The 24,151-nt window shown below is 75.9% G+C and carries 22 protein-coding genes; 5 read left to right on the top strand and 17 right to left on the bottom strand.

Annotated features, from left to right (window positions below; genetic code table 11):
* Window positions 1–21: 21 nt before the first annotated feature.
* Genes V2J63_RS08465 through V2J63_RS08450 form a run of 4 tightly spaced genes read right to left on the bottom strand, consistent with a single transcriptional unit; the run spans window position 22 to window position 3,386 of the window.
* On the bottom strand, window positions 22–1,107 hold the full coding sequence (locus V2J63_RS08465; RefSeq protein ID WP_331230585.1) for a hypothetical protein: 1,086 nt from the start codon (window positions 1,105–1,107) through the stop codon (window positions 22–24).
* A complete protein-coding gene (locus V2J63_RS08460) occupies window positions 1,100–1,768 on the bottom strand; it encodes a hypothetical protein (protein WP_331230584.1) in 669 nt (222 codons plus the stop codon). The genes V2J63_RS08465 and V2J63_RS08460 overlap by 8 nt, the downstream gene beginning before the upstream one ends.
* On the bottom strand, window positions 1,765–3,096 hold the full coding sequence (locus tag V2J63_RS08455; RefSeq protein ID WP_331230583.1) for a hypothetical protein: 1,332 nt from the start codon (window positions 3,094–3,096) through the stop codon (window positions 1,765–1,767). The genes V2J63_RS08460 and V2J63_RS08455 overlap by 4 nt, the downstream gene beginning before the upstream one ends.
* Window positions 3,096–3,386: a hypothetical protein gene (locus tag V2J63_RS08450; protein WP_331230582.1), complete on the bottom strand. Its 291-nt coding sequence runs from the start codon at window positions 3,384–3,386 to the stop codon at window positions 3,096–3,098. The genes V2J63_RS08455 and V2J63_RS08450 overlap by 1 nt, the downstream gene beginning before the upstream one ends.
* Before the next feature lie 204 nt (window positions 3,387–3,590).
* On the opposite strand from V2J63_RS08450, the gene V2J63_RS08445 reads away from it, so the two are divergent.
* Window positions 3,591–4,472: an LLM class F420-dependent oxidoreductase gene (locus tag V2J63_RS08445; protein ID WP_331230581.1), complete on the top strand. Its 882-nt coding sequence runs from the start codon at window positions 3,591–3,593 to the stop codon at window positions 4,470–4,472.
* A gap of 9 nt (window positions 4,473–4,481) precedes the next feature.
* Here the strand turns inward: V2J63_RS08445 and V2J63_RS08440 are convergent, their stop codons facing one another.
* From V2J63_RS08440 to V2J63_RS08400, 9 genes are all read right to left on the bottom strand, one after another.
* Window positions 4,482–5,012, bottom strand: coding sequence for a COG1470 family protein (locus V2J63_RS08440; protein WP_331230580.1), 531 nt, complete (start codon window positions 5,010–5,012; stop codon window positions 4,482–4,484).
* A gap of 355 nt (window positions 5,013–5,367) precedes the next feature.
* Window positions 5,368–5,871, bottom strand: coding sequence for a hypothetical protein (locus V2J63_RS08435; RefSeq protein WP_331230579.1), 504 nt, complete (start codon window positions 5,869–5,871; stop codon window positions 5,368–5,370).
* A gap of 164 nt (window positions 5,872–6,035) precedes the next feature.
* Window positions 6,036–7,388 (bottom strand): UDP-glucose dehydrogenase family protein, encoded by a 1,353-nt coding sequence (locus V2J63_RS08430; protein ID WP_331230578.1) that lies wholly within the window; start codon window positions 7,386–7,388, stop codon window positions 6,036–6,038.
* Complete coding sequence (locus V2J63_RS08425; protein ID WP_331230577.1) at window positions 7,385–8,572, bottom strand: phosphotransferase; 1,188 nt, start codon at window positions 8,570–8,572, stop codon at window positions 7,385–7,387. Before V2J63_RS08425 ends, V2J63_RS08430 begins: the two co-directional genes overlap by 4 nt.
* Window positions 8,569–9,870 (bottom strand): aminoglycoside phosphotransferase family protein, encoded by a 1,302-nt coding sequence (locus V2J63_RS08420; RefSeq protein ID WP_331230576.1) that lies wholly within the window; start codon window positions 9,868–9,870, stop codon window positions 8,569–8,571. The genes V2J63_RS08425 and V2J63_RS08420 overlap by 4 nt, the downstream gene beginning before the upstream one ends.
* Complete coding sequence (locus V2J63_RS08415) at window positions 9,854–11,698, bottom strand: ABC transporter ATP-binding protein (protein WP_331230575.1); 1,845 nt, start codon at window positions 11,696–11,698, stop codon at window positions 9,854–9,856. The genes V2J63_RS08420 and V2J63_RS08415 overlap by 17 nt, the downstream gene beginning before the upstream one ends.
* Window positions 11,685–12,908 (bottom strand): glycosyltransferase family 4 protein, encoded by a 1,224-nt coding sequence (locus V2J63_RS08410; RefSeq protein ID WP_331230717.1) that lies wholly within the window; start codon window positions 12,906–12,908, stop codon window positions 11,685–11,687. The genes V2J63_RS08415 and V2J63_RS08410 overlap by 14 nt, the downstream gene beginning before the upstream one ends.
* Window positions 12,908–14,257, bottom strand: coding sequence for a glycosyltransferase (locus V2J63_RS08405; RefSeq protein WP_331230574.1), 1,350 nt, complete (start codon window positions 14,255–14,257; stop codon window positions 12,908–12,910). The genes V2J63_RS08410 and V2J63_RS08405 overlap by 1 nt, the downstream gene beginning before the upstream one ends.
* Window positions 14,244–15,455, bottom strand: coding sequence for a glycosyltransferase family protein (locus V2J63_RS08400; protein ID WP_331230573.1), 1,212 nt, complete (start codon window positions 15,453–15,455; stop codon window positions 14,244–14,246). The genes V2J63_RS08405 and V2J63_RS08400 overlap by 14 nt, the downstream gene beginning before the upstream one ends.
* Window positions 15,456–15,704: 249 nt before the next feature.
* Between V2J63_RS08400 and V2J63_RS08395 the strand changes: the two genes are divergently transcribed.
* From V2J63_RS08395 to V2J63_RS08385, 3 genes are all read left to right on the top strand, one after another.
* Window positions 15,705–16,661 carry a 1-phosphofructokinase family hexose kinase gene (locus tag V2J63_RS08395; protein WP_331230716.1) on the top strand — a complete coding sequence of 319 codons (957 nt, stop codon included), beginning with the start codon at window positions 15,705–15,707 and terminating at the stop codon, window positions 16,659–16,661.
* A 64-nt stretch (window positions 16,662–16,725) separates the two neighbouring features.
* Window positions 16,726–18,897, top strand: coding sequence for a PTS fructose transporter subunit IIABC (locus V2J63_RS08390; RefSeq protein ID WP_331230572.1), 2,172 nt, complete (start codon window positions 16,726–16,728; stop codon window positions 18,895–18,897).
* A 56-nt stretch (window positions 18,898–18,953) separates the two neighbouring features.
* Complete coding sequence (locus V2J63_RS08385) at window positions 18,954–19,214, top strand: HPr family phosphocarrier protein (RefSeq protein ID WP_331230571.1); 261 nt, start codon at window positions 18,954–18,956, stop codon at window positions 19,212–19,214.
* 19 nt (window positions 19,215–19,233) lie between these two features.
* On the opposite strand, the gene V2J63_RS08380 is transcribed toward V2J63_RS08385, so the two are convergent.
* Genes V2J63_RS08380 through V2J63_RS08370 form a run of 3 tightly spaced genes read right to left on the bottom strand, consistent with a single transcriptional unit; the run spans window position 19,234 to window position 22,567 of the window.
* On the bottom strand, window positions 19,234–20,148 hold the full coding sequence (locus tag V2J63_RS08380) for an aminoglycoside phosphotransferase family protein (protein WP_331230570.1): 915 nt from the start codon (window positions 20,146–20,148) through the stop codon (window positions 19,234–19,236).
* Window positions 20,145–21,815, bottom strand: coding sequence for a 5-oxoprolinase subunit B/C family protein (locus V2J63_RS08375; RefSeq protein ID WP_331230569.1), 1,671 nt, complete (start codon window positions 21,813–21,815; stop codon window positions 20,145–20,147). Before V2J63_RS08375 ends, V2J63_RS08380 begins: the two co-directional genes overlap by 4 nt.
* On the bottom strand, window positions 21,812–22,567 hold the full coding sequence (locus tag V2J63_RS08370) for a LamB/YcsF family protein (RefSeq protein ID WP_331230568.1): 756 nt from the start codon (window positions 22,565–22,567) through the stop codon (window positions 21,812–21,814). The genes V2J63_RS08375 and V2J63_RS08370 overlap by 4 nt, the downstream gene beginning before the upstream one ends.
* Window positions 22,568–22,620: 53 nt before the next feature.
* Between V2J63_RS08370 and V2J63_RS08365 the strand changes: the two genes are divergently transcribed.
* On the top strand, window positions 22,621–22,971 hold the full coding sequence (locus V2J63_RS08365) for an MmcQ/YjbR family DNA-binding protein (protein WP_331230567.1): 351 nt from the start codon (window positions 22,621–22,623) through the stop codon (window positions 22,969–22,971).
* Window positions 22,972–23,002: 31 nt separating this feature from the next.
* On the opposite strand, the gene V2J63_RS08360 is transcribed toward V2J63_RS08365, so the two are convergent.
* Complete coding sequence (locus V2J63_RS08360; RefSeq protein ID WP_331230566.1) at window positions 23,003–24,016, bottom strand: zinc-dependent alcohol dehydrogenase; 1,014 nt, start codon at window positions 24,014–24,016, stop codon at window positions 23,003–23,005.
* Window positions 24,017–24,151 lie beyond the last annotated feature (135 nt).

The following is a 24,151-nucleotide window of genomic DNA, read 5'->3' as shown; positions in this document are numbered from 1 at the left end:
CCGCGCCCGCAAGCGATGGGCCTACGGCGCCGCCGGCTCCATGACCCACGCGCCGGCGAGGACGACGTTGTCGCAGAGCAGCTGGATGGGCTCGCGCAGGTCGACGTGCGGGCTCGTGAAGCTGAGGTGGCACAGGCCCCGACGGTCCGGGAACGGCAGCCAGTAGTCCGTGACGAGGAGCGAGATGTCGCCGCCGCCCACCTCCTTGGCCCCCTGGGTGATCCGGGTGTGCCGGACGAACGGCCCGGCCGCGGTCTCGGCGGTGACGAGCTCGTCGTCGGCGCCCCGGGTGGAGCGCAGGCGCTCGCTCAGGGCGTCGAAGTGGCTCCGGCCGCCGATCTCCGGCCCGAGCTCGTGCCAGAACATCGTCACCGTGAGCGCGAGGGCGGCGTCGGCGTTGCGGCGCAGGAGGAACGCGAGGAAGCGTCCGCCGTCGGCCGACGCGGTGGTCCCGGCGGTGGTGAGCCACCGCGTGAGCTCGTTCCGCAGGGCGGGGCTCGCCGGGACGCCGCGCAGCTGGCGGCGCACGAGCCGCGCCGCCTGCTTCTCGACAGTGCCTGGGTCCGTGACGTCGAGGACGAACCAGTCGTCGGGGAGGGCGAGGTCGAGGCCGACGGCGCGATCGGCGACGGGGCCCTCGTCCGGCGCGGGCCCGGTGCCGGCGACCCACGCGACGTCGTCATCCGTGATCTCCGGCTCGAGGCGGGCGAGCACGTCCTCGACGCTCGCCTGGACCGGGTGCGGGCCGGCGGGGTCGAACACGACGCGGCCGAGGAGGGCCCGGTGCTCGGTGAGCACGGGCGCGAGCGAGGTGCCGGTCCGCAGGGCGAACTCGCGGTTGGGCGAGTCGGCGACGAAGGCCGCGAACGTCGCCGCCGAGGAGAAGACGCACAGCTCGTAGGACCCCGGGCTCTCGCCCGAGCCGTACACGGCGACCTGCGTCTCTCCTCCGGGTCCGCGGACGATGGGCACGACGACGTAGTCGTGGCGCAGGGCCTGGCCGATCGCGGGGACGTCCCGCGCGGCGAGCGCCGCGGCGAGCCGCTCGGACCCGACGTCGGACGAGGGGTCGACGGGCAGGACGTGCCCGGTGGCGTCGTCAGCCATGAATGTCTCCCTCGCCGGTACGGAACTGCTCGAGCGTACCGAGGGCGAGCACCGCCGTCGGACGCCCGCGGCCGGCGAGGACGCGGTCCTCGACCGTGCGCCGCGTGGCGTGCGTGCACGCGTGGACCTCGGTCGCGACCGGACCGGCCGCCGCACCGAGGGCGGAGAGCAGCCCCGGACGGGCGAGGAGGAGCGTGTCGGTGGGCGGCAGCACGCCGGCGCCGAGGACGCGGACGCGCGCCGCCTCCCCGGGCGCCTCGGTGACGACGGCGGGCACGAGCGGCCCGCCGTCACCGCGGCGCGCCCACAGGCGCGGCCCTGGATCGGCCGCGGACCCGCCGTCGCCCGTCGTCGCGTAGACCTCGACCAGCTGGCGGAACCGGTCGTCACGCCCAGGCGCCCCCCGGGGCGAGGTGGCGTCCGCGCCGTCCTCGACGGCGTAGACGAGCACCTCGGCCTCGACGGCACCGCCGCGTTCGACGGCCCAGCGCGAGTCGGCGTAGCCGTAGCGGGTGGCCATCTCGTCGGACCAGCGGATGAACGCGCCGAGCCCGTCGGTGGTGAGGGGCGCGGTGGCTTGCGCCTCGACCCGCTCCCAGTGCGGACCCCCGCCGTGGAGGACGACTCGGTGCGCGAAGGGCAGGTCGCGGACGGCCGTCACGGGATGCGGAACGTCGTGTCGGAGAGGACCTCGATGCCGGAGCGGGCGCCGTCGGCTCCGCCGCCCGGGATGATGTACTCCGGCGCGCCGCCGGGGTTGCCGTCCAGCGGCAGCGCGTGGCGCTGGAGGACGACGGCGTCGGGGTCCGTGACGCGGGCGATGAGGAGGTTGTCCGCGGTGTTGACATCCGGCAGGCCGAGGAGCTGGCGGGGGTTGGCAAGCGTGCTCGGGTGCGCGCTGGAGAACGAGGCGCCACCGGGACCCGCACCGCCGCCGTGGAGGCGGTAGACGGAGCTGCCCGGGGGCAGGTCGTTGATCGGCGCCGCCCACATCCGCTCCGACCGGGCGAGGTCGGCCGGGCGCAGGCGCGCGGCCTCCATGACCGTGAGCCGCTCGCCCTTCGACCCCGCCTGGACGGCGGCCCGCGCATTGATGCGGGCCGCGCTCGCCGCTCCGCCCACGAGGCGGGCGGCACCGCCGAGCCCGACGACGGACAGGGCGGCGCCGAGGATGGACATCCCGGCCTCGCCCCAGGTCCGGTCTCCCGTGGAGGCGAGGACGACGTTCCCGATGGCGTTGACGATGGCCGCGACGCCGGCGACGAGGAGTAGCGCGGCGCCGAGCACCTGACCGATGACGGGGATCCACGACACCGCGAGCGCGAGCACCCCGGCGATCGTGGCGACCCAGCCGGCGATGTCGGTGACGACCGCGAGGAGGTCCTTGCCCCAGTTGTCCCACCAGCCGTCGTTGAGGCCGTCGCCGCCCGTGATCTCCTCGATGCGGGAGACGGCGTCCCCCGCGGCGCGGTCGCGCAGCTCGATGGCCTCGTTGACCCGCTGGACGGCGAGGGCGTGGCGGGCGCGCGCCTCGCCGGCGTCCTGGCCCGCGTTGTCCGCGAGCGTCTCGTACCGCAGCGCCGAGTCGGGGTCGGCGCTGTCGCTCGCGAGGGAGATGTAGTACCGCTGCTGCCCGGCGGCCTCGGTCTCGGTCGTGCGGGCGGAGGACGCGAGCGTCCACGCGTCGAGGGAGTCCTCCTGCGCCGTGGCGAGCTGCGGGGCGTAGTCGATGAGCGCGAGGCCGGTCTCGCGGTAGCGGCCCTGCGCACGCTCGACGCCGTCGGCCACCTCGCCGGCCCGCTCGGTGAGGGCGTCGACCGCCAGCGAGACGTGGACGGTGCCCTCGTCGAGGCGCCGCAGGAACGTCACGGTCCGGCCGATCGCGTCGGCGACCTCGACGTAGCGCTCGCCGCCCGTGCGGACGACGGCCGGGTCACCGGGGACGGGGTCCCCGCTCAGGTCGAGGACCGACCAGTCCACGGCCCGCATCAGCTCGCGCCCTCGGTGAGCGAGGCGGCGTACTCGTTGTCGATGTCCGTGAAGGCGTCGGCGATCGCGCGGGCGCCCTCGCCGAGTGCCTCGATGCCAGCGACCATGTCCTCGCGCTTGTCGTCCCAGCCGTGCGCGAAGCTGCGGACGGCCTCGGCGAGGCCCGGGTGGCCCGTGGCCTCGGCGACGGCGTCGCTCGAGACGTTGGCCTCGCCGAACTCGCGCGCGACGACGCCGAGGTCGGTGCCGAGGTCGCGAAGGCCCTCGAGGTCGATACGGAGGTCTGGCACGGTTCCGCCTTAGCTTGGGTCGTGTGGCTGTGTCGAGATGCTAGCGGCGGACGGCGCGCGAGCAGGGGTCCGGACGGGCTCACGGCATGGGGAGAACTCACCATGCCCGGGCGGCGCAGACGGCGCGGGCGCATCATGGTCGGCACCGGCGCCGGGTGAGACGACCACCGGCGGCGCGTCCGCACCCGACGAACGGAGTGACTCGTGAAGCTCGGCGTCCACATCATGCGGTTCGACTACGTCGAGCCGGCCGACCTGCGCGCCGAGCTCGCCGCCGCGTGCGCGGCCGCCGAGGAGGGCGGGCTCAGCTGGCTCTCCGTCATGGACCACTACTTCCAGATGGAGCGGGCCGGCTTTCCCGCCGAGGACCCCATGCTCGAGGCGTACACGACGCTGGGCTACCTCGCGGGCGCGACGTCGACGGTCCAGCTCGGGGTCCTCGTCTCGGGGGTGACGTACCGCCACCCCGGCCTCCTCGCGAAGATCGTCGCCACGCTCGACGTCCTGTCCGGCGGGCGCGCGACCTTCGGCATCGGCGCCGCCTGGTACGAGCGCGAGCACGCCGCCATGGGGGTGCCCTTCCCGCCGCTCGCCGAGCGGTTCGAGCGCCTCGAGGAGACGCTGCAGATCTGCCTGCAGATGTGGGACCCCGGCAACGACGGGCCCTACACCGGCACGCACTACCGGCTCGCCGAGACGCTGTGCTCCCCGCTGCCGCTCGCCCGCCCGCACCCCGAGGTGCTCATCGGCGGGTCCGGCGAGCGCAAGACGCTGCGGCTCGTCGCCCAGTACGGCGACGCGTGCAACCTCTTCGCGACGACGCCCGACGAGGTCGCCCACAAGCTCGACGTCCTGCGGCGCCACTGCGACGACGTCGGGCGGGACCCGGCCGAGGTCCGCACGACGCTCCTCGCCTCCGACGACCGCCTCGAGCAGGGCGACCTCGACGGCTTCGTCCGGGAGATGGGCGCCTACGCCCCGCTCGGCGTCGACACGGTCATCCTGCGCCCACCCGCGCGCGGCCTCGCGCGGTGGATCGAGCGGAGCGTGGCCCCGGCGGTCCCCCGGCTCGCGGAGCTGGGCTGACCACGGCGCTCACAGCCCACCGTCGGCCCCGAGGCAGGGCCGTGCAGCGGGGAAGCTGACGTTCCCGTCGCCGATGAACACGTAGCCCGGGCGCGGTAGCGAGATCGCGACCCAGAACGCGTCCACCTGGCACCGGGCGTTGCGCGGTGGGGTGAAGTCGATGGTGAAGCTCGTCTCACCGGCCGGGTACACCGCTGTCCGAGCCGGGTCCACCGTGGCCCACGCCGACGCCGGCCCCTCGACACGCACGACGAACTCGTCCACGAGCGACCCGTGGTTGCGCACCGTCGCCGTCACCGTCGCCGTAGCGCCCGGATCGACCTCGAGCCGGCTCACGGACAGGGCGAGCCCCACCGCCGCCACCGCGCCCGTGGGCTGCGGCCTATCGCCGACGGGGCCGGCGCCGGCAGGCCGCACGGGTGTCCGGGCCGGCGTCGCCACCCCGGGTGCGCCGGTCCGGACAGGTTCCTCCTCGACGCGGGCGATGCTCTGGGTGTCCGCCCAGCCGAGGTAGTTGTGGCACGACGGGCAGAAGCTCACGTCATCGGGGCAGGAGTTTCCGCACGTACCGCAGATGCGCACCGTCACACCCCCGTCAGCCTCGACCGCCGATCCATAACCGTTGCGCTGACCACCCGCGCGTGGTCAAGGGCGGTCGAGGCAACCGATGGGGCAGCCGGGAGTGCGTGCGTGAGCGCGCCGGGCGCGGGGTGGCGCCGGGTGGCGCGGGGCCCGTGGCCCTATCCGTCACCGTGCCGCTCGCTGTCCGCTGCGTGACGTGACCGGCTCGTACGCAGGAGGGCCCTGGTAGGGCGGCGTGCGCCGCCCTACCAGGGCCCTCGTCGTGCGTGCCGGACGTCGGCCTGACGCGCCGCTGCGCGCCCGGCCAGATCGGTCAGCGGTTGTTGTCGCGGTTCCGGTTCGCGTGGTCGTGCTCGTCGTCGCCCTCGATCTCCTTGGCGAGCAGGTAGGAACCCACCGCCCAGACGGCTGCGCCGATGAGGCCGACCCACACGCCGATGTCCGAGGCGAGGTCGTCCCCGCGCTCGAGCCCACCCATGGGGTTGATGAGGAACGCGAGGCAGTGGATCGTCGCCGCGATGCCGACCGCCATGGAGACGAGGCTGAGGCCGCGGTGCTGGCCGCGGCGCGCGCGCTTGGAGGCGTAGACGAGGGCGACGAGGAGGCCCAGCCCGAGGTAGGCGACGAACGGGATGAGGGAGTCGGTCTCGTACCCGGTGCGCGGGTCCGCGGAGTCCTCGGGGTTCACCCAGTGGAAGAAGGGCGAGACGTTGAAGACGACGATGCCGGCGGCGGCGACGGCGAGGCCGGTCATCTTCGCGCGACGGGAGTCGTGATGGGTGTTGTTGCTGTCGGTCGTGCTACGGCGGTCAGCCATGAGTGTGTCCAAGTCTTCGGGGGGAGGGAGCGCTCGCGGGGGCGGCATCGCACCAGCTGCGAATGCGCTTTCCGAAGCATGGCAGTTGCGGCCCCTGAGCGCTCCCTGAGACGGACATTCGTGAGGCGGGTCACGCCGCGTCGACCCGACGGCGCCAGCCGCACTCAGCCCGTGGTCAGCCGCTCGGCCACCGGGGACATCCGCGGCCGGCCCAGCCCGCGGTAGGTCCAGCCGGCCTCGCGCCAGCGGCGCGGGTCGAGGGCGTTGCGGGCGTCGACGAGGATCCGTCCGGAGACGAGCGCACCGGTCCCGGCGGGGTCGAGCTCGCAGAACTCCCCCCACTCGGTGAGGAGGAGGACGATGTCGGCCCCCGCGAGCGCGTCCGCTGCGGTACCCGTGTAGCGCAGCTCCGGCCTGCTCTGCCGGGCGTTCTCCATCGCCTGTGGGTCGAAGACGCTCACCCAGGCACCACGCGCCTGCAGCGCGGCCGCGACATCGAGGGCCGGGGAGTCCCGGACGTCGTCGGTCAGCGGCTTGAACGCGGCGCCGAGGACCGCGACGCGCTTGCCGGCGGGCGCTCCGCCGAGCTCGTCGACCACCATGTCGACGACCCGTGCGCGGCACCGGAGGTTGATCGCGTCGACCTCGCGCAGGAACGCCAGGGAGGCGCCGGTGCCGAGCTCGTCCGCGCGGGCCGTCATCGCCCGGATGTCCTTGGGCAGGCACCCACCGCCGAACCCGAGCCCGGCGCGCAGGAACGCGTGGCCGATGCGGACGTCGTGGCCGAGCGCCTCGGCCACGGCGACGACGTCGCCGCCGCTCGCCTCGCACACCTCGGCGACGGCGTTGATGAAGGAGATCTTCGTCGCGAGGAAGGCGTTGGCGGACACCTTGACGAGCTCGGCGCTGACGAGGTCGGTGACGACGAGCGGGGTGCCACCGGCGAGGAGGGTCGCGTAGACCTCCCGCAGCGCCTGCTCCGCCCGCTCGCTGGCCACGCCGAGGACGAGCCGGTCGGGGCTGAGCGTGTCCTGGACCGACCTGCCCTCGCGGAGGAACTCGGGGTTCCACGCGACGTCCACCCGCACGCCGGGCCGGGCGAGGGCGTCGGCCCGCTCCTGGAGCTCCTCGGCGGTGCCGACCGGCACGGTCGACTTGCCGACGACGACCGCGTCGGTGCGCAGGTGCGGGACGAGCTGCTCGACGGCGGCCATGACGTGGGAGGTGTCGGCCGCGAGGCTGCCGGCGCGCTGCGGGGTGCCGACGCACACGAAGTGGATGTCGGCGGTCGCGGCCTCCTCGACGCTCGTCGTGAAGCGGAGGGAGCCGGAGGCTGTGTGCCTGCGCAGCAATTCGGGCAGGCCGGGCTCGTAGAACGGCAGGACGCCCGCCGCGAGCTGGGCGACCTTGTCCGGGTCCGTGTCGAGGCCGATGACCTCGAAGCCGAGCTCGGCCAGGCACGCGGCGTGGGTCGCACCGAGGTAGCCGGTGCCGATGACGCTGATCGTCGTGATCATGAGAACTCCCAAGGGTCGGTGAGGAGGCGGCAGGCCGCATCGGTGCTGGTGGGTCGGAAGGCGTAGACGGCGAGGAGCCGGAGCCGGGTGGCGTGGGCGTACCCGGGCAGGGAGCGGCGCACGGCGGCGGAGGGGCCGTAGCCGGTGAGGATCCCCTCGGCGCACGCCCGGGCGCCCTGCGGGGTGACGTGGTGCTGGCGCGCGCGGAGCTCGACGTGGACGAGGAGGTTCGCGAGGTCGAGCGCGGGGTCCCCGGGGGCGCTGAGGTCGAGGTCGAGGATCCCCACCTCGCCGTCGCGGTCGAGGAGGAGCTGCTTGTCGTGGAGGTCGCGGTGGAGGAGCACCGGGCGCGAGGACGTGAGCAGCGCGCTTGCCGCGCGGTCGAGGGTCGCAGCGACCTCGGCCGCCGGCAGCGGGAGGACCCCGAACCGCTCGGCGTGGGCGATCCACCGCCGGGTCACCGCCAGCTCCGCCGCGGCGTCGTGGAGGCCCGCCTGCGGACCGCCGTGCTGGACGACGGCGGGAGGCACCGCATGGAACCGGCGCAGGGCGGCGCCGACGTTCGTCCCGACGCGCCGGAACGCGTCCGCGCCCGTGACGGGGTCGGGGCCGGGGTCGGGGTCGGGGTCGGCGAGCGTGTCGTGGAGGGTGCGGCCGGGCAGGGCACTCATGACGAGCGTCGTCGGGCCGGCGGCGAGGACGCGCGGGACCCGGAGGCCGGTGGAGCGACCAACCGCGGCCAGGGTCGCGGCGGCGCCGGCGGCACGCCCGGGACGCACGACCTTCGTGAACGTCACCGGCCCGGCGGCGCCCGCGCGGCGCAGGACGCCACGCCGCTCGGGCCGGTGGGCGACGAGGCTCGCCCCCGGCTCGGCGACGAGCCGGGCGAGGGTGGGCAGGCGCCGGTCGGCGCCCCCGGGCTGGAGGACGATCCGCTCCCCCACCTGCCGGACGCGAGCGGCGGCCGGGGTGCCGGGGCCGAGCGCCGCGCGGGTCGCCGCGGCGACGTGCGCGGCCCGGTCGGGGTAAGCGAACCACTGCCCGGCGATCTCCTCCCCCGTCCCCGACGTCACGGCGAGGAGGAGGTGTGCGTCGTCACGGGGATGGGCGCGCGCGAGCGCGAGCCCCTCGGCGGCGAGGGCGTCGACGAGTGCCGGGACCGGCCCGGCCGCCACGGCCCTCATGCCGGCGCACCTGCGGGCGCGCTCGCGCGCAGCGCCCGCTCGGCGTGGTCGAGGACGCGCCCGACGGCGTCCGCCCAGGCGGCCTGGCGTGTCCGGAACGGCTCGGCGGCGCGCCGCAGGAGCTGTGCGGCCAGGTGGGTGCTTACCGCGGACCGGTCGACCGGGCTGGGCCCGTACCCGGCGAGGACGCCCTCGAGCAGGGCGTCCGCGTCGCCGGGTGCACCGGGCCGCAGGAGCGCCTCGGCGAGCAGGCTCGCGAGGTCGATCTCGGCCGGGCCGGTGCCGACGCGGTCGAGGTCGAGGATCCCGACCTCGCCGGAGCGCAGGAGGACCACCTGGTCGAGGGAGAAGTCTCCGTGCACCGTGACGGACGGGGTGGCGGGCAGCCGCCCGAGCCGGTCGAGCACGCGGGCGGCCAGCCTGTCCGCCCGGTCCGCCTGCTCGGGCAGGAGCCGCGCGACGTCCCGGACGGCCCGCGCGACCGCCGCCGCCTCACCGCGTGGGCCACGCTGAGGCAGGACGAGACGATGGGCGTGGAAGGCACCCAGCGCCGCTCCCACCGCGCCGAGGGTGGCACCCGGGGCGTCGGCGCCGACCGGCTCGCCCGGGACGAACTCGAGCGCCGCGAGGCCCGAGCGGCGGTGCCGGCCGAGGAGGCGGGGCGTGGCCGGGTCACCGGCCGCAAGGGCGCGGACGGGGTCGGTCGCGCGGAGGAGGTCGGCGGGCCGGTAGGCGCGCAGGACGACCTCGTCGTCGCCGGTGCTCAGGGCCCCGACCCAGCGCCGGTGCGGCTTGTAGGCGAGCGTGCGCAACGCCGGCTCGCCGGCGGGGGCGCTGGCCTCGCGGTCGGCGCCGTCCGTCCCGAGCACACGGCCCAGGAGGGCCGGGCGCCGCCGGGGGTCGGCGAGCAGCGCGAGGGCGGGCAGGTCCCGGTCGGCCGCCGTCGTCGTCGCGAGGGTGAGGAGCGCGCGGTCGACGGCGATGAGCGCGGCGCCCGGTGCCTGCTCGAGCGACTTGACGAGCTTGGCCGCCCCCGCCGGGGCGTAGGCGCGGAGCAGCACGGTCGAGGGTGGGGACGCACAGGCCGGTGCGGAGGTGCCCCGGTCGGCGGGTCGCACGTCGACGGCCATCACGGCGCTCGTCCCCGGCTTGTAGCGCAGGTAGCGGGGACGGGCGCGGAGCTCCTCGCCGAGGCGGTGGGACAGCCACTCCGCGAGGCGGTCGCCGTCGAGGAGGAGCGCGAGCCCGGGCACGCCGGGGTCGCCGGCGACGAGGGCTGAGTCAGCACGGGGCGGCATGGTCCACCTCCGTACGGCGCGAGGACCGGTGCGTCGCCACGCCGTCGGTCACGCCCGCGGCGCCGCGGTGCCGCGGAAGGACGTCGGCGGGCCGCCCGGAGTCGGTGACGACCCCGCCCTCGACCCACAGGACGCGGTCCGCGTCGCGGGCGGCCGCGAGGTCGTGGGTGATGACGATCGTCGTCCGGCCCGCCGTCAGCCGTCCGAGCGCGGCGACAACCTCCTTCTCTGTCCCCGCGTCCAGGCCCGTCGTCGCCTCGTCGAGGATGACGATCGGTGCGTCGCGCACGGCCGCGCGGGCGATCGCCACGCGCTGGCGCTGCCCCCCCGAGAGGGTCGCGCCGCGCTCCCCCACGACCGTGCCGTACCCCTGCGGCAGACCCACGATGAAGTCGTGCGCCCCGGCGAGCCGGGCCGCGTCCTCGATCTGCGCCTGGGTGGCCCCGGGTGCGCCGTCGGCGATGTTCTCCCGGACCGACGTCGCGAAGAGCAGGCTCTCCTGGAGGACGATCGAGACCTGCGGGCGCAACGACTCGAGCGTGAGCTCGCGCAGGTCGTGCCCGTCGATGCGCACCTCCCCCGAGTCCGGGTCGCGCAGCCGGGAGACGAGCATCGCCAGGCTCGACTTGCCGGCGCCGGACGGGCCGACGACGGCGACGCGCTCGCCGGGCAGGACGTGCAGGTTCATGCCGCGCAGGACCGGGTGCCCGGGCGTGTAGGACATCCAGACGTCGCGCAGGACGACGTCGCCGCGGAAGGGCCGGGCGTGCCACGCGGCGGGCGCGTTGACGACCATGGCCCGCTCCTCCATGAGGTCGACGAGCCGGTCGCCGCAGGCCGCCGCCTGGGCGATGCGGCCGGTGTACTTCGCGAGGTCGCGCATCGGCTTGAACGCGGCCTTGAGGTAGGTGATGAAGACGACGAGCTCGCCGGGGGTGAGCGCGCCGGCGAGCACGCGGGTCGCGCCGATGTAGAGCACCGCCGCGGTGGCGATGCCGACGAGGACGTCGGTCTTGCGCTCGAGGCCGGCGGAGAGCTTCTTCGCCTTGACGCCGTCCTTGAGGGTCTTCTCGTTGCTGCTGGCGAACGAGCCCTGCATCTTCTCCTCGAGGGAGTAGGACTGCACGACCCGCATCGCGGCGAGCGTCTCCGTCGCGAGCGATGCGAGCGCACCCTCGGCCCGGCGCTGCTCCTTCGACACGCCGGTGATACGCCGGGACAGCCGGGTGCTCGTGAGGAGGAAGACGGGCAGGACGGCCACCATGACGAGGGCGAGCTGCCAGTCGAGCACGGCGACGACCGCGAGCATCCCGACCATCGTCACGACGTTCCCGGCGAGGGGCAGTGCCGCGGTGACGGCCACCTCCTTGAGGCGGCCGACGTCGGAGGTCACCCGGGTGACGAGGTCACCGGTGCGGGCGTTGTCGTGGAAGGCCATCGACAGGGCCTGCAGGTGCGCGTAGGCCTGGGCGCGCACCCGCGTGAGCACCCGGTTGCCGGCGAGGGCGAAGCAGATCGTCGTGAGGTAGGCGAAGAGGGCCCGCAGGCACACGACGACGAGCAGCCCGGCGCACGCGAGGACGAGGACGGTCCCGAGGTCGGCCGGCTGCTCGGCGGCGATCCGGCCGCCACCGGCCGCGATGACGCCGTCGAGGACGAACTTGAGCGGCCACGGCTCGAGGAGGCGCATGGCCACCTCGGCGAAGAGGGCGGCCGAGCCCCCGGCGAGGAGCGCGCGCTCCTGGGCGAGGTGCGGCCGGACGAGGCGGCCGGTCCGGCGCAGGCCGGGGACGGCGCCGCGCAGCTTCCGCGGGTCAGACGAGGGCATGGTGCGCCTCCCCGACGGCGGCACGCGGCGTTGACGGCGCGCGGGCGGGGCGGTCCGGCAGCGCGAGGCCGACGAGGCCCAGGCTCTCGGCGACGACGCTCGTCCAGTCGTGCGCGGCGGCGTCGGCCACGGTGTCGCGGCGCAGGCGGGCGCGCGTGCCGGCGTCGGCACGCAGCGCGGCGACGGCGTCGGCGAGGGCCCGCGGGTCGCCGGGCTCGACGAGCACGCCGAGCCGGCCGTCGTCGAGCACCTCCGGCAGCACGCCGATCCGGCTCGCGACGACGGGCAGGCCCGCGGCGAGGTACTCGTAGACCTTGAGCGGGGAGAAGTAGAAGTCCTCGAGGGCCGGGTAGGGCGCCGTGGCGACGTCGATCCGCCGGAGCAGACCGGGGACGTCGGCGGGGTCGACGGCGCCGGTCACCTCGACGTACGGCGTAAGGCCGAGGGCCTCGGCGCGGGCCGCGAGGGGGCCGGCCTGCGGGCCGTCGCCGACGAGGAGGAGGCGGTACGTCGGGTCCTCCCGCACGAGCAGAGCCATCGCCTCGACGAGGGACTCGACCCCGTGCCAGGGCTTGAGGGTGCCGACGAAGCCGACGGTGAACGCGTCCGCGTGGGCCGGCGTGAGCGCCGCGGCGGGACGGAAGCGGGTGGTGTCCACGCCGTTGGCGACGGTGCGGACGACGCCGGCCGTGCGCGGACGGACCCACTCGGCGACGGCGTCGCTCACGCAGACGATCGCGCCGGCGTCGGTGAACGCGCTCGCGGCGACGGCCTCTGCACCCCGCCGGTCGACGAGGACGCGGTGCCGCGCCTGCTCCTCGACGAGGGGCGCGTTGACCTCGAGCAGGCTGGGCGCACCGTAGCCGGCCGCCCAGGCCATGGCCGTGCGGCCCCACAGGGCGTACCGCTCGTAGACGAGGTCGACCGGGCCCGACGCCGCGATCGCGTCGAGGGTGGCGCCCACGGCGGCGTCGCTGGCGGCGGCCGCCACCTCGCGCTCGGCCGAGCTCTCTCCGCTCACGCGCGGGAGGCGGTGCACGGTGAGGCCGGTGAGGTCGGGCGGGACCTCGCCGCCGACCCGCGCGCAGACGAGGTGGACGTCGGCGCCCGCCGCAAGGAGGACCCGCAGGACCGCCTGGACGTGGACGGAGGCGCCCTTGCGTCCGAGCGCCGGGATCCCCGGGTCGGTGCAGACGTAGACGACCCGCATCACCGCACCTCCTCGAGCTCGTCGACCACGGTGCGGAGCGTGGTCGGCACCGGCACCCACGCGTCGTCGTCGTGGGCGCCTCCCGCGCCGCGCCCGGAGACCGCCGTGAACATCGCCAGCAGGTCCGCGGCGTTGCGCCGGACGTCGAAGCGCTCCTCGACGAGGGCGCGCCCGGTCTCGGCGTAGCGGAGCGCGGACCCGGGTTCGGTGAGGACCCGCTCGAGGGCCGCGGCGAGGGCGAGCGCGTCGGCCTCCGGCACGAGCAGGCCGGTGCGGCCGTGCGCGACCGCCTCGGGCATCCCCGTGACGGGGGTGGCCACGCACGGCGTCCCGAGGGCGAGGGCCTCGAGGACGACCGTCGGCAGCCCGTCGCGGTTGCCGTCGGCACCGACGACGCAGGGCGCCGCGAGGACGGCCGCCCGGGAGACGACGTCGGCCACCTGGCGTTGCGGGAGGGGGCCGTGGAACGTCACGCGGGCGTCGAGGCCGTGGGCGGACACGCGTTCGCGCAGGGCGTCCTCCTCGGCGCCCGATCCGACGAGCTCGAGCCGGACGTCGCTCCCCCGGCAGGCGAGCAGCGCGATCGCGTCGACGAGGTGGGCGAAGCCCTTCTTCTCGACGAAGCGCCCGACGGCGACGACGACGGGCGCGCGCTCGAGAGGCGGTCGGTAGGCGAAGCGCTCGAGGTCGAGGCCGTTGTACAGCCGCACGAGCCGCCGGGTGGCGTCCGGGAACGCAGCGCGGAGGAAGTCGAGGTTGTACTCGCTCACGGTGACGACGGCGGCGGCGTCGGCGAGCTTGCGGCGCAGGTCGGCGGCATCGACGTCCTCGTGGAAGATGTCCTTCGCGTGGGCGGTGAAGCTGTAGCCGACGCCCGCGAGACGGGCCGCGAGCCGGGCCACCGTCGTCGCCACGGACCCGAAGTGCGCGTGGAGGTGCGTGATCCCGCGGGCGCGCACGGCGGCGGCGAGCTCGACGGCGCCGGCGGCCTCGTCCGGCGCGACGGCGAGGAGATCGCCGAGGTGCGCGCCGAGGCCGGGGAGGTGGCCGGCGGCGCCGCCGAGAACCCGCCAGAGGTCGGCGGCCTTGAGGTGGTGCGGCAGGTACGTCACCGGGGCGCGCACCTCGGCGAGCGCCTCGTGGAACCGGCCGTCGGCCGGCGGGCGGAGGGAGAAGATCTCGAGGTCCGCGCCGAGCTCCTCGAGGGCGAGCACCTCGTTGAGGACGAACGTCTCGGAGAAGCGCGGGTACATCTTGAGGACGTAGCCCACGCGCGGCGGGGCTGCTGCCGCTGCCGCCGGTGCGGGTGCTGGTGCGGGGGCGGCCATGGTGGTCTCAGGCAGGGACATCGGTGAGCTCCAGGCGGGTCGGTGTGGCGAGGAGGCGGCGGGCGAGGACGGGCACGGCGCTGAGCCCGTCGAGGTCGACCGGGTGCGGGGCCGGGCGCCGCCCGACGGCGCCGGCGAGCCACGTGGTGAGGCTGGCGGGGTCCGCGTCGCCGGGCCGGAGGCTGTCGACGTAGCCGGCCCGCGCGAGGCGCGCGGCGCGAAGGGCCTGCTCGGCGCGGGGGCGCTCGCGCGGGACGACGAGGGCCGGGGCGCCGGAGGCGAGAACCTCGCACACGGTGTTGTACCCACCCATGGTGACGACGGCGGCGGCGCGGGCGACGAGCTCCGTGCCGTTGGTGACGAACTCGTGGACGACGAGGTCGTCCCGGGCGGCCGCCGCGGCACGGAGCTCGGCGCGCAGGTGCCGGCCCATGTACGGCCCGGTGACGAGGACGCCCTGGTGACCGGCCGGGAGGTCGGCGCGCACGAACGTCCGGGCGAGCTCGACCCCGTCCTGGCCGCCACCGACCATGCACAGCACGTACGGCTCGGGCGGTGGCAGGTCCGAGGCGCGTCCGGGCCGGACGGTGAGGGTGTGCCCCCGGCCGTGCGCGAGGTAGCCGGTGAACCGGACGCGCTCGGCGACGGCCCCTGGCAGGGCGTACTCGGTGACGGGGTCGTAGACCTCGCGGTCCCCGTAGACCCACACCTCGTCGTAGTGCGCGACGACCGCCGCCGTCGTGCCCTCCGCGGCCCACTCGCGGCGCGCGACAGCCGGGGCGTCGAGGACGTCGCGCAGCCCGAGGACGACGCGGGTGCGGTCGGGACCCGCCGCGGCGAGCATCGCCAGGCACCGGTCGAGCTCGCCGCCGAGGCCGCGCGCGACCTTGTCGACGACGAGCAGGTCGGGGGCGAACGCGCGCACGGCCGTGGCGATGAGCCGGCCGCGCATGTCGAGCAGCTCGGCGAGCGGCATGTCGAGGACGCGGGCCGCGTACCCGCCGCCCGCGTCCTTCGTCACCGTCGGGAGGGTGAGGACGTCCGTGCACGGTGGCAGCGGGAGGGCACCGGCCTCGGGGGCGCCCGTCATGAGGAGGACGGTCGTGCCCGGCTCGGCGTCGACGAGGGCAGCGGCGAGCTCGATGTTGCGCCGGATGTGCCCGAGGCCCTGGGTGTCGTGGGAGTAGAACGCGATGCGCCTGCCGTGGTCGTCGTGCATGTCAACCGCCCTCTCGTCCGTCGCGGGGGACCCGCAGGTGACGAGCGTGGCAACGCCGGGTGAGCGACCGATGAGGGGTGCATGAAGGAACTCTCATCGTCCGGGACCGGTCCGCACGGGCCAGGGCGGGGTGCGCGCGCGCCGCCGTGTTGCCGCTCGGCGTGACATCGGTCACGCTCGTCCTGCGTCTGCTCGGCCGGCGACGCCGTCGCCGGGCGGCACCGCCACGAGAGCGAGGTGAGGTGGCACGTGATCGTCACCCTCACGGCCAACCCGAGCCTCGACCGGACGGCGACGCTCCCCCTCCCGCTCGCACGCGGGGGCGTCCACCGGGTGACGTCGGTCGGCGTCGAGCCCGGAGGCAAGGGGGTCAACGTCGCGCGCGCCGTCACGCTCGCCGGGCACCCCGCCCTCGCCGTCCTGCCCGCCCGTACCGGTGATCCCCTCCTCCTCGGGCTGGACGCGCTCGAGGTCCCCTACCGCGCGGTGCCGGTCGCGCACCTCGCCCGGACGAACCTCACGCTCACCGAGCCGGACGGCACGACGACGAAGATCAACGAGCCGGGCGCCCCGCTGGGACCCGCCGAGGTGGCGGACCTCGAGACCGCGGTCCTCGGTGCGGCCGAGGGTGCGACATGGGTGGCGCTCTGCGGGTCGCTGCCCCCGGGTGCACCGCAGGAGTTCTACGCCCGGCTCGCCCACCTCCTGCGGGAGCGTGGGCACCGCGTGGCGGTCGACACCTCCGACGCACCCTTGCGCGCCCTACGAGCCGCGCTGCCGGACGGCGCCCCGACCCTGCTCAAGCCGAACGCCGAGGAGCTCGCCCAGCTCACCGGCGCCGACCCGGTGGCCCTCGAGTCCGCAGCCGCCGCCGGTGACCCTGGCCCAGCGGCGGCGGCGGCGCGGGGTCTCCTCGCGGGGGGCGTCGGGGCCGTCCTCGCGACACTCGGCGCCGCCGGTGCGCTGCTCGTCACGGACGAGGGCGCCTGGGTCGCGGCACCGCCGCCGATCACGGTGCGCAGCACCGTCGGCGCGGGCGACGCCTCCCTCGCCGGGTACCTCCTCGCCGCCGTCGCGGGCGCCGACCCTCCCGAGCGCCTGCGCCGCGCGGTCGCCTACGGGTCCGCGGCCGCTGCCCTCCCCGGCACCGCCCTGCCGGCGCCGGAGCAGACGAGCCCCGGCGCCGTCGTCGTGCAGCGCCTGTGACTGCACCACCCGCGTGACCCGGCCGCCCTTCGGCGGCCGGCCCTGGTCCCGGAAGGAGATCCCGATGTCCGACGACGAACCCCGCCTCATCACCGCCGACCTCGTCGCCCTCGACGCCGACCTCGGCCGGACGAAGGACGAGGTGATCGCCGGCCTCGCAGACCTCGTCGCTGCCGCCGGTCGCGCCGACGCCGAGGGCCTCACCGCCGACGCCATGGCCCGCGAGGCGAAGGCGGAGACCGGGCTCCCGGGCGGCATCGCCATCCCGCACTGCCGCTCGACGCACGTGCGCGAGGGATCGCTCGCCTTTGCGCGGCTCGCGCCGCCGGTCGACTTCGGCGCGCCGGACGGGCCCGCGGACATCGTCTTCCTCATCGCGGCCGCAGAGGGCGGCGGCGCGGACCACATGAAGCTCCTCACGAAGCTCGCCCGCGCGCTCGTCAAGAAGGACTTCGTCGCCGCGCTCCGCGAGGCGCCGACGGCGCAGGACCTCGTCGCGCTCGTCGACGGCGTCGTCCGTCCGCCGGCCGCACCCGCCGGAGCGCCGGGCGCGGCAGCGCCGGCGCACACGGCCGCACCGGCGGCGGGCACGCCCGGGCCGGGCACGGCCGCCGATCGCACGCCGGCGGCGGGCACGGCCGGCACGACCGGCGGCGCCGTGCCCGGAGCGGCGAGCGCCGCGACCGGCGCCACCGCGGCGAGCGGCGACGCCAGCGGCACCGCCGCCCCGCCGGACGGCACCGCGGCCCGCACCGTCGTCGCCGTGACCGCGTGCCCGACGGGCATCGCCCACACGTACATGGCCGCCGACGCGCTCGTCGCCGCCGGCCAGGAGGCCGGCGTCACCATCGAGGTGGAGACGCAGGGCTCCGGCGCGACCACGCCGCTCGACCCGGCGGTCATCGCCGGGGCCGACGCCGTCATCTTCGCCGCCGACGTCGGCGTCAAGGGCCGCGAGCGGTTCGCCGGGAAGCCCGTCATCGAGTCGGGCGTCAAGCGGGCCATCAGCGAACCGGGGACGATGATCACGGAGGCGCTCGCCGCCGCGGACGACCCGGCGGCGCGCCGGCTCGGCGGCACGGCTCCGTCGGGCGACGCCGGCGGGTCGGGGGGCGCCGCCCGTGGCGCAGGCCTCGGCTCGAACCTCAAGCGCGCCCTGCTCACCGGCGTCAGCTACATGATCCCGTTCGTCGCCGCCGGCGGCCTCATCATCGCGCTCGGCTTCCTCTTCGGCGGGTACGACATCGTCTTCACCTCGGCGGAGGTCGTCCTGGACAACTCGCTGACGAACCTTCCCGAGGGCGGGCTCGCGATCTACCTCGGCGCCGTCCTCCACCAGCTCGGCGCCGCGGCGTTCGCGTTCCTCGTCCCGGCGCTCGCGGGCTACATCGCGTTCGCCATCGCCGACCGGCCGGGGCTCGCGCCGGGCTTCACCGCCGGCGCCGTCGCCGTGACCGTCGGCGCGGGGTTCATCGGCGGGCTCGTCGGCGGCCTCATCGCGGGCGTGGCAGCGCTGTACATCTCGCGGATCAGCGCGCCGCGCTGGCTGCGCGGCCTCATGCCGGTCGTCATCATCCCGCTGCTGGCGACGATCGTCGCCGGCGGGCTCATGTTCCTCCTCCTCGGCCAGCCGCTCGCCGCCCTGACGAACGCGCTCCAGGAGTGGCTCGGCGGGCTCAGCGGGACGTCCGCCGTTCTTCTCGGCGTCATCCTCGGCCTCATGATGGCGTTCGACCTCGGTGGCCCCGTCAACAAGGCGGCCTACGCGTTCGCGACCGCCGGGCTCGTCGTCGACGACCCGGCGACCCTGCGGATCATGGCGGCGGTCATGGCCGCGGGCATGGTCCCCCCGCTCGCCCTGGCGCTGGCGACCCGCCTGCGTCCACGCCTCTTCACCGAGGTCGAGCGCGAGAACGGCAGCGCTGCCTGGCTGCTCGGCGCCTCGTTCATCTCCGAGGGTGCCATCCCGTTCGCGGCCGCGGACCCGCTGCGCGTCATCCCGTCGATGATGGCGGGCGGGGCACTGACCGGCGCGCTGTCGATGGCGTTCGACGCCCAGTCCCGGGCGCCGCACGGCGGAATCTTCGTCTTCTTCGCCATGGAGAACGTCGCCGCGTTCGTCGGTGCCATCCTCGCCGGGATGGTCCTCTCCGCCGTCCTCGTCGTCCTCGCCAAGCAGCTCATCGGCGACCGGACCCCCGCCTCGGACCCCGCCGCCGCGCGGGTCGCCGCCTGATCACCCAGCACCACCCCCACCCAGCACCACCCCGTCCACGACAAGGAGTCGTACCCATGGCACAGCGCACCGTCACCGTCGGATCCGCCGTCGGGCTCCACGCCCGCCCCGCCGCCCTCATCGCCAAGGCAGCCGGGCAGTACGAGGAGGAGATCACCCTCGCCGTCGGTGGGGAGGAGCCGGTGAACGCCGCCTCCTCGCTCATGATCATGACGCTCGGCGCGGAACGCGGGGCGGAGGTCGTCGTCGAGTCCGAGAACGCCGATGCCGTCGACGAGATCGCCAACCTCGTCGCGCTCGATCTCGACGCCGAGTAGCCCCGGCAGGCGACCGGCCCTAGCCGGGCGTGCCGAGGAGCCGCTCCACCTCGCCCACGGCCCGAGAGGCCGCGTCGTCGGGGCGTCTGCTCGTCGCGAGCCGGTGGACGGCGAGCTGGAAGCGGCACCACGCCACCCGCTCGAGCAGGTGGCCGGCGCGCCCGCCGCTCGCGGCGTAGCCAGCCAGCGCGGGCCGCACCGCCGGTGCGGGGATCGCCGCGAAGTCCCACGCCGCGTCGAGCCATCCTGCGCCGGCGAGGTCGATGAGACCCGTGAGGCCACCGTCCTGCGCGATGACGTTCCCGGCGTGGAGGTCGCCGTGGCAGAGGACGGGGGAATCGTCGGGCAGCACGGCCGGGACGAGCCGGTCCCGCACGCCGCGCACCGTCGTCGCGGTCTGCGGTCTGACGATCCCCTCGTCCGCGAGTCGCTCGGCCACGACCGCCGGGTCCACCTCCGGGTGCTGGGTGAAGGAGCGCAGTCCCGGTGGCACCTCCCCGGGCGCGGTGCGGTGCACGAGAGCGACCTGCTGCCCGACGTCGGCCCAGATCCCGGGACGCACGTCGGACGGTGTGAGGGCACTGCCCGGGACGAACCGGCTGACGACGAGCGGCACGGGGGCGAGGTCACCGGCGGTGAGGACCGCGAGGATCTCGGGGACGAGCACGCCCTTCCGCCGCAGCACCGGGCACACCCGGGCATGGGTGAGGCAGGCGTCCACCGCGGCGTCGTCGCGGTGCGGGACCTTGACGAGGAGGTCGTCCCCGAGCCGCACGACCGAGCTCGTCGCCCCGACCCAGGGGGAACGCACGGGCCCGACGGCGCGGACGCCGAACCGGCGCCCGAGCTCGGCGAGGGCGCCGGGCGGCAGGGCGGCACGCTCGGCGGCCGGCACGGAACCGGCCGACCCGGCCGACGCCGACCTGGCCGTCATCGGCCTGCGCCACCCGCGGGCACGACCCGCCCGCCCCCGTCCTCGAGCGCGTCCCGAACGCCGTCCTCGGGTGCCATGACGAACCGGACCCGCTCGCCCGGGCGCACCTGGGCGAGCACGTCCCGGTCGGCCTCGCGGACGACGGCGACGACGGGGTAGCCGCCGGTGACGGGGTGGTCGGCGAGGAAGACGACGGGCCGGCCGTCCGCCGGCACCTGGACGGCCCCCGCGACGGTGCCCTCGCTCGGCAGCTCCGCGGTTTCCGCGCGCGTGAGCGGCTCACCGTCGAGCCGCAGGCCGACGCGGTTCGAGCGCTCCGTCACCGTCCACTCCTCGGCGAGGAACCTCGTGCGGGCGTCCGCGCTCAGCCGGTCCCGGCGCGGTCCGGGGACGACGCCGACCTCGACGACGCCCTCGGCCGGCGTTCGCGCCGGCTCGGGACGGCCGACGGCCGTGCGGGGCGCCTCGCCGACGGGCAGGACGTCCCCCGCGGCGAGCGGGGGCGGGCCGGTGCCGGAGAGCACGTCCGTGGACCGGCTGCCGAGCACGGGCCTGACGGCGACCCCGCCGCGCACCGCGACGTAGGAGCGGAACCCCGTCGCCGGAGACCCGAGACGCACGACCTCGCCGTCACCCAGGGGGAACGGCGCGTCGAGGGGCGGGCGCCAGGTCTCCGCACCGTCGACGAGGACGGTGAGCGGAGCCGGAGCGCCGGAGACCGCGAGGACGTGGCTCCCGTGCGCCTGGAGCTCGAGACCGCCGAGGACCGTCTCGATGACGGCGGCCTCACGGTCGTTGCCGACAAGCCGGTTGGCCTGCACCGCCGCGCCGCGGTCGAGCGCGCCAGAGGGGCTGACCCCGAGGTCCGCCAGGCCCGGGCGGCCGAGGTCCTCGACGAGGCTGAGCGGACCGGTCGCGACGACGGCGAGGGCGGCGCCGCGGCTCGACGGCGTCACCCCGCCGCCGTCCGGACCCCGCGTCGACGGGACGTCCCCGCGGGAACGCCCGGCCGTGACGAGCTCGCGCACGGCTCGGAAGCGCACGCGGTCCCCCGGGCGCACGAGCGCTGGCGGCTCCCGGTCGAGGTCCCACATCGCCGCGCCGGTACGCCCGATGAGCTGCCAGCCACCCGGTGACCGCCGGGGGTAGACGGCGGAGAACTCGCCGGCGAGCGCCACCGACCCCGCAGGCACGGCCGTCCGCGGGGACTCCCTCCGGGGGACGCTCAGCCCGGGGCCATCGCTCACGAGGTAGGCGAACCCCGGCGCGAACCCGCCGAACGCGGCCACCCACTCGCCGGCCGTGTGCCGCGCGACGACCTCCTCGACCGCAAGCCCGGTGAGCTCGCCGACCGCGGCGAGGTCCGGGCCGTCGTACAGCGTGTCGATGACGACGAGGCGTCCGGCGGTCCGGGCGGGGGGCGGCGCGGGGAAGGACGCGAGGACTGCCGCCGCGCGGTCGCGCGTGCGCCGGTCGGCGAGGCGGACGAGGACGGTCCGCGCGGCGGCGAGCACGTCGACCTGGCCGGGCACCGGGTCGCGGAGCAGCGCGGCGTGGAGGGCGAGCACCTCGTCGAGGTCCCTGCACTCGACGAGGAACGCCCGCTCCCCCACCGGGCGCACGGTCCTCGCGCCGCCGTCCACCAGCCCGCCGTCCCGGCCGCTCACCGGACGCTGCGGACGGCGACGCCGGCGTCCTCGAGGCCGGCGCGCACCGCGGTGGCGAGGTCGAGGGCGCCGGGCGTGTCCCCGTGCACGCAGACGCTCTCGGCGGCGACGGTGAGGACCCCGCCGTCGACCGTCTCGATCGTGGACTCGGTGGCGAGCCGGACGACCCGGGCGGCCACGAGCGCGGGGTCGGTGAGGACGGCGCCCGGCCGGCCGCGCGGGACGAGCGTGCCGTCACCGGCGTAGGCCCGGTCGGCGAACGCCTCGACCACCGGCCGCAGCCCCGCCTCCCGCGCCTCGGCCTCGATGACGGTGCCGGGCAGCACGAGGATCGGTAGACCGGCGTCGACGGTCCGGACCGCCTCGGCGACGGCGCGCGCCTGCTGGCGGTGGTGGACGATCGCGTTGTAGAGGGCCCCGTGCGGCTTGACGTAACGCACGCGCGTGCCCGCGGCGGCGGCGATCGCCTGGAGCGCACCGACCTGGTAGATGACTTCGTCGACGAGCTCGGCGGGGTCGACGTCGATGAAGCGCCGACCGAAACCGGCCAGGTCGCGGTAGGAGACGTGGGCGCCGACGCTGACCCCGTGCTCCGCGGCGAGCGTGCACGTCCCGCGTGCGGTCCGGGCGTCGCCGGCGTGGAAGCCGCACGCGACGTTGGCGCTCGAGACGACCCGCAGGATCGCGGCGTCGTCGCCCATGACCCATGGCCCGAAGGACTCCCCGACGTCCGCGTTGAGGTCGATCTCCACGGCGCACCTCCCCTTCCGCGCCGTACTGTACGGGTGAGGACCGGGGAGGCGTCATGACCTTCGAGGAGTTGCTCGACTACTGCCTGGCCAAGCCCGGCGCATGGCCGGACGAGCCGTGGGAGGACGACGTCGTCGTCAAGGTGGGGCCGAAGATCTTCGCCTTCCTCGGCCGCCCGGAGAGCCGCTCCGTGGGTGTGAAGTGCGGGGCCACGCGCGCCGAGGCGGACGAGTGGCTCGCCGAGTACCCGACGGACGCCTCCGTCATGGCCTATCTCGGCCGGTCAGGCTGGAACACGCTCGGCATCGGCGGGGGGATCCCCGACGGCGAGCTCTACGACGCCGTCGACGCCTCGTACGCCGCCGTCGTTGCGCGGCTGCCGAAGAAGGACCGCCCCTCACCGTGAGCGCCCATCGTTCCCGTGGCGCGAGCGAGCGTCATCGGCTCGGCTCGACGACCACCTTGAGGCCGGTCCGGGCGTGCGCCGACCGGAACGCCTCGGCCGCCTCGGCGAGGGGGTAGGTGTCGCTGACGACGGAGGTGACGTCGACACGGCCGGAGGCCACGAGGCCGATGGCGCGCGGGTACATCTCCTTCATCCGGCGCGAGAGCTTGAGCGTCAACCCCTTGCGCCGTGCCGCCGACGCGGGGAACGTCGTGGAGTCGCCCTCGGGGATGCCGGCGAGGACCACCGTCGCTCCCCGGCCCGCGGCATGCACCGCCAGGGCGACGGCGGCGTCGTTGCCGGCGATCTCGAGAACGACGTCGCCGCCGCGGCCCCCGGTCGCATCGGCGAGCGCGGCGAGGACCGCCGGGTCATCCGCGTCGAGGACGACGTCCGCGCCCAGGCGCGCCGCGGCCTCGCGGCGGTGCGCGCGCGGCTCCACCGCGACCACCCGGTCGGCCCCGGCCGCCCGCGCCAGCTGGATGGCGCACAGCCCGATCGGCCCGCAGCCGACGACGACGACCGTCGCGCCGAGCCGCGCCCTGCCGAGGTCCACGGCGTGCAGGGCCACGCCGAGAGGTTCGAGCATCGCGGCGTCGGCGTCGCCGAGGTCGTCCGGCACGGCGTGCAGCAGGTCGCTCGGCCAGGCGATGAGCTCACGGAGACCGCCGTCCGTGCGCCCGTGCCCGGCGAAGCGCACGTGCTCGCAGAGGTTCCGGTCACCGGCGAGGCACTGCTCGCACCGGCCGCACGGGTCCGCCGGGTCGACCGCCACCCGGCGACCGTGCTGCGGACCCCCCTCGACGACGCCGGCGACCTCGTGCCCCAGCACCAGCGGCTCCTCCAGGGTGGCGTCACCGATGCCGCCGTCGGCGAACCAGTGCAGGTCCGAGCCGCACAGGCCGACCGCCGTCACCCGGACCAGACTCTCGTGGCCGGCCGGCACCGGTGCCTCGACCTCGTCGACACGCACGTCGCCGACCCCGTGCAGGCGGGCTGCCCTCATCTCGCGTCCTTCCCGGTGCGGCGCACGGACCGTTGTCTGTGCGCTCGATGGTAGGCACACGGGGCGTTCCCGCGACCGGCAGCGGTCTTGGGCACGTCGTCGGAGGCGTCGGGGCGAAACCGTGGCGAAACGTCA

The sequence above is a fragment of the Georgenia wangjunii genome (genome assembly GCF_036421975.1).
GTDB classification, from domain to species: Bacteria; Actinomycetota; Actinomycetes; order Actinomycetales; family Actinomycetaceae; genus Georgenia_A; species Georgenia_A wangjunii.
This window is presented reverse-complemented; position numbering and strand designations above follow the sequence as displayed.

Bases quoted from the DNA above. Each gene is read 5' to 3' on its own strand.
- V2J63_RS08465 (WP_331230585.1), bottom strand. From the start codon at position 1,107: ATGGCTGACGACGCCACCGGGCACGTCCTGCCCGTCGACCCCTCGTCC.
- V2J63_RS08455 (WP_331230583.1), bottom strand. From the start codon at position 3,096: ATGCGGGCCGTGGACTGGTCGGTCCTCGACCTGAGCGGGGACCCCGTC.
- V2J63_RS08435 (WP_331230579.1), bottom strand. From the start codon at position 5,871: ATGGCTGACCGCCGTAGCACGACCGACAGCAACAACACCCATCACGAC.
- V2J63_RS08430 (WP_331230578.1), bottom strand. From the start codon at position 7,388: ATGATCACGACGATCAGCGTCATCGGCACCGGCTACCTCGGTGCGACC.
- V2J63_RS08425 (WP_331230577.1), bottom strand. From the start codon at position 8,572: ATGAGGGCCGTGGCGGCCGGGCCGGTCCCGGCACTCGTCGACGCCCTC.
- V2J63_RS08420 (WP_331230576.1), bottom strand. From the start codon at position 9,870: ATGCCGCCCCGTGCTGACTCAGCCCTCGTCGCCGGCGACCCCGGCGTG.
- V2J63_RS08415 (WP_331230575.1), bottom strand. From the start codon at position 11,698: ATGCCCTCGTCTGACCCGCGGAAGCTGCGCGGCGCCGTCCCCGGCCTG.
- V2J63_RS08410 (WP_331230717.1), bottom strand. From the start codon at position 12,908: ATGCGGGTCGTCTACGTCTGCACCGACCCGGGGATCCCGGCGCTCGGA.
- V2J63_RS08405 (WP_331230574.1), bottom strand. From the start codon at position 14,257: ATGTCCCTGCCTGAGACCACCATGGCCGCCCCCGCACCAGCACCCGCA.
- V2J63_RS08400 (WP_331230573.1), bottom strand. From the start codon at position 15,455: ATGCACGACGACCACGGCAGGCGCATCGCGTTCTACTCCCACGACACC.
- V2J63_RS08390 (WP_331230572.1), top strand. From the start codon at position 16,726: ATGTCCGACGACGAACCCCGCCTCATCACCGCCGACCTCGTCGCCCTC.
- V2J63_RS08385 (WP_331230571.1), top strand. From the start codon at position 18,954: ATGGCACAGCGCACCGTCACCGTCGGATCCGCCGTCGGGCTCCACGCC.
- V2J63_RS08380 (WP_331230570.1), bottom strand. From the start codon at position 20,148: ATGACGGCCAGGTCGGCGTCGGCCGGGTCGGCCGGTTCCGTGCCGGCC.
- V2J63_RS08365 (WP_331230567.1), top strand. From the start codon at position 22,621: ATGACCTTCGAGGAGTTGCTCGACTACTGCCTGGCCAAGCCCGGCGCA.
- V2J63_RS08360 (WP_331230566.1), bottom strand. From the start codon at position 24,016: ATGAGGGCAGCCCGCCTGCACGGGGTCGGCGACGTGCGTGTCGACGAG.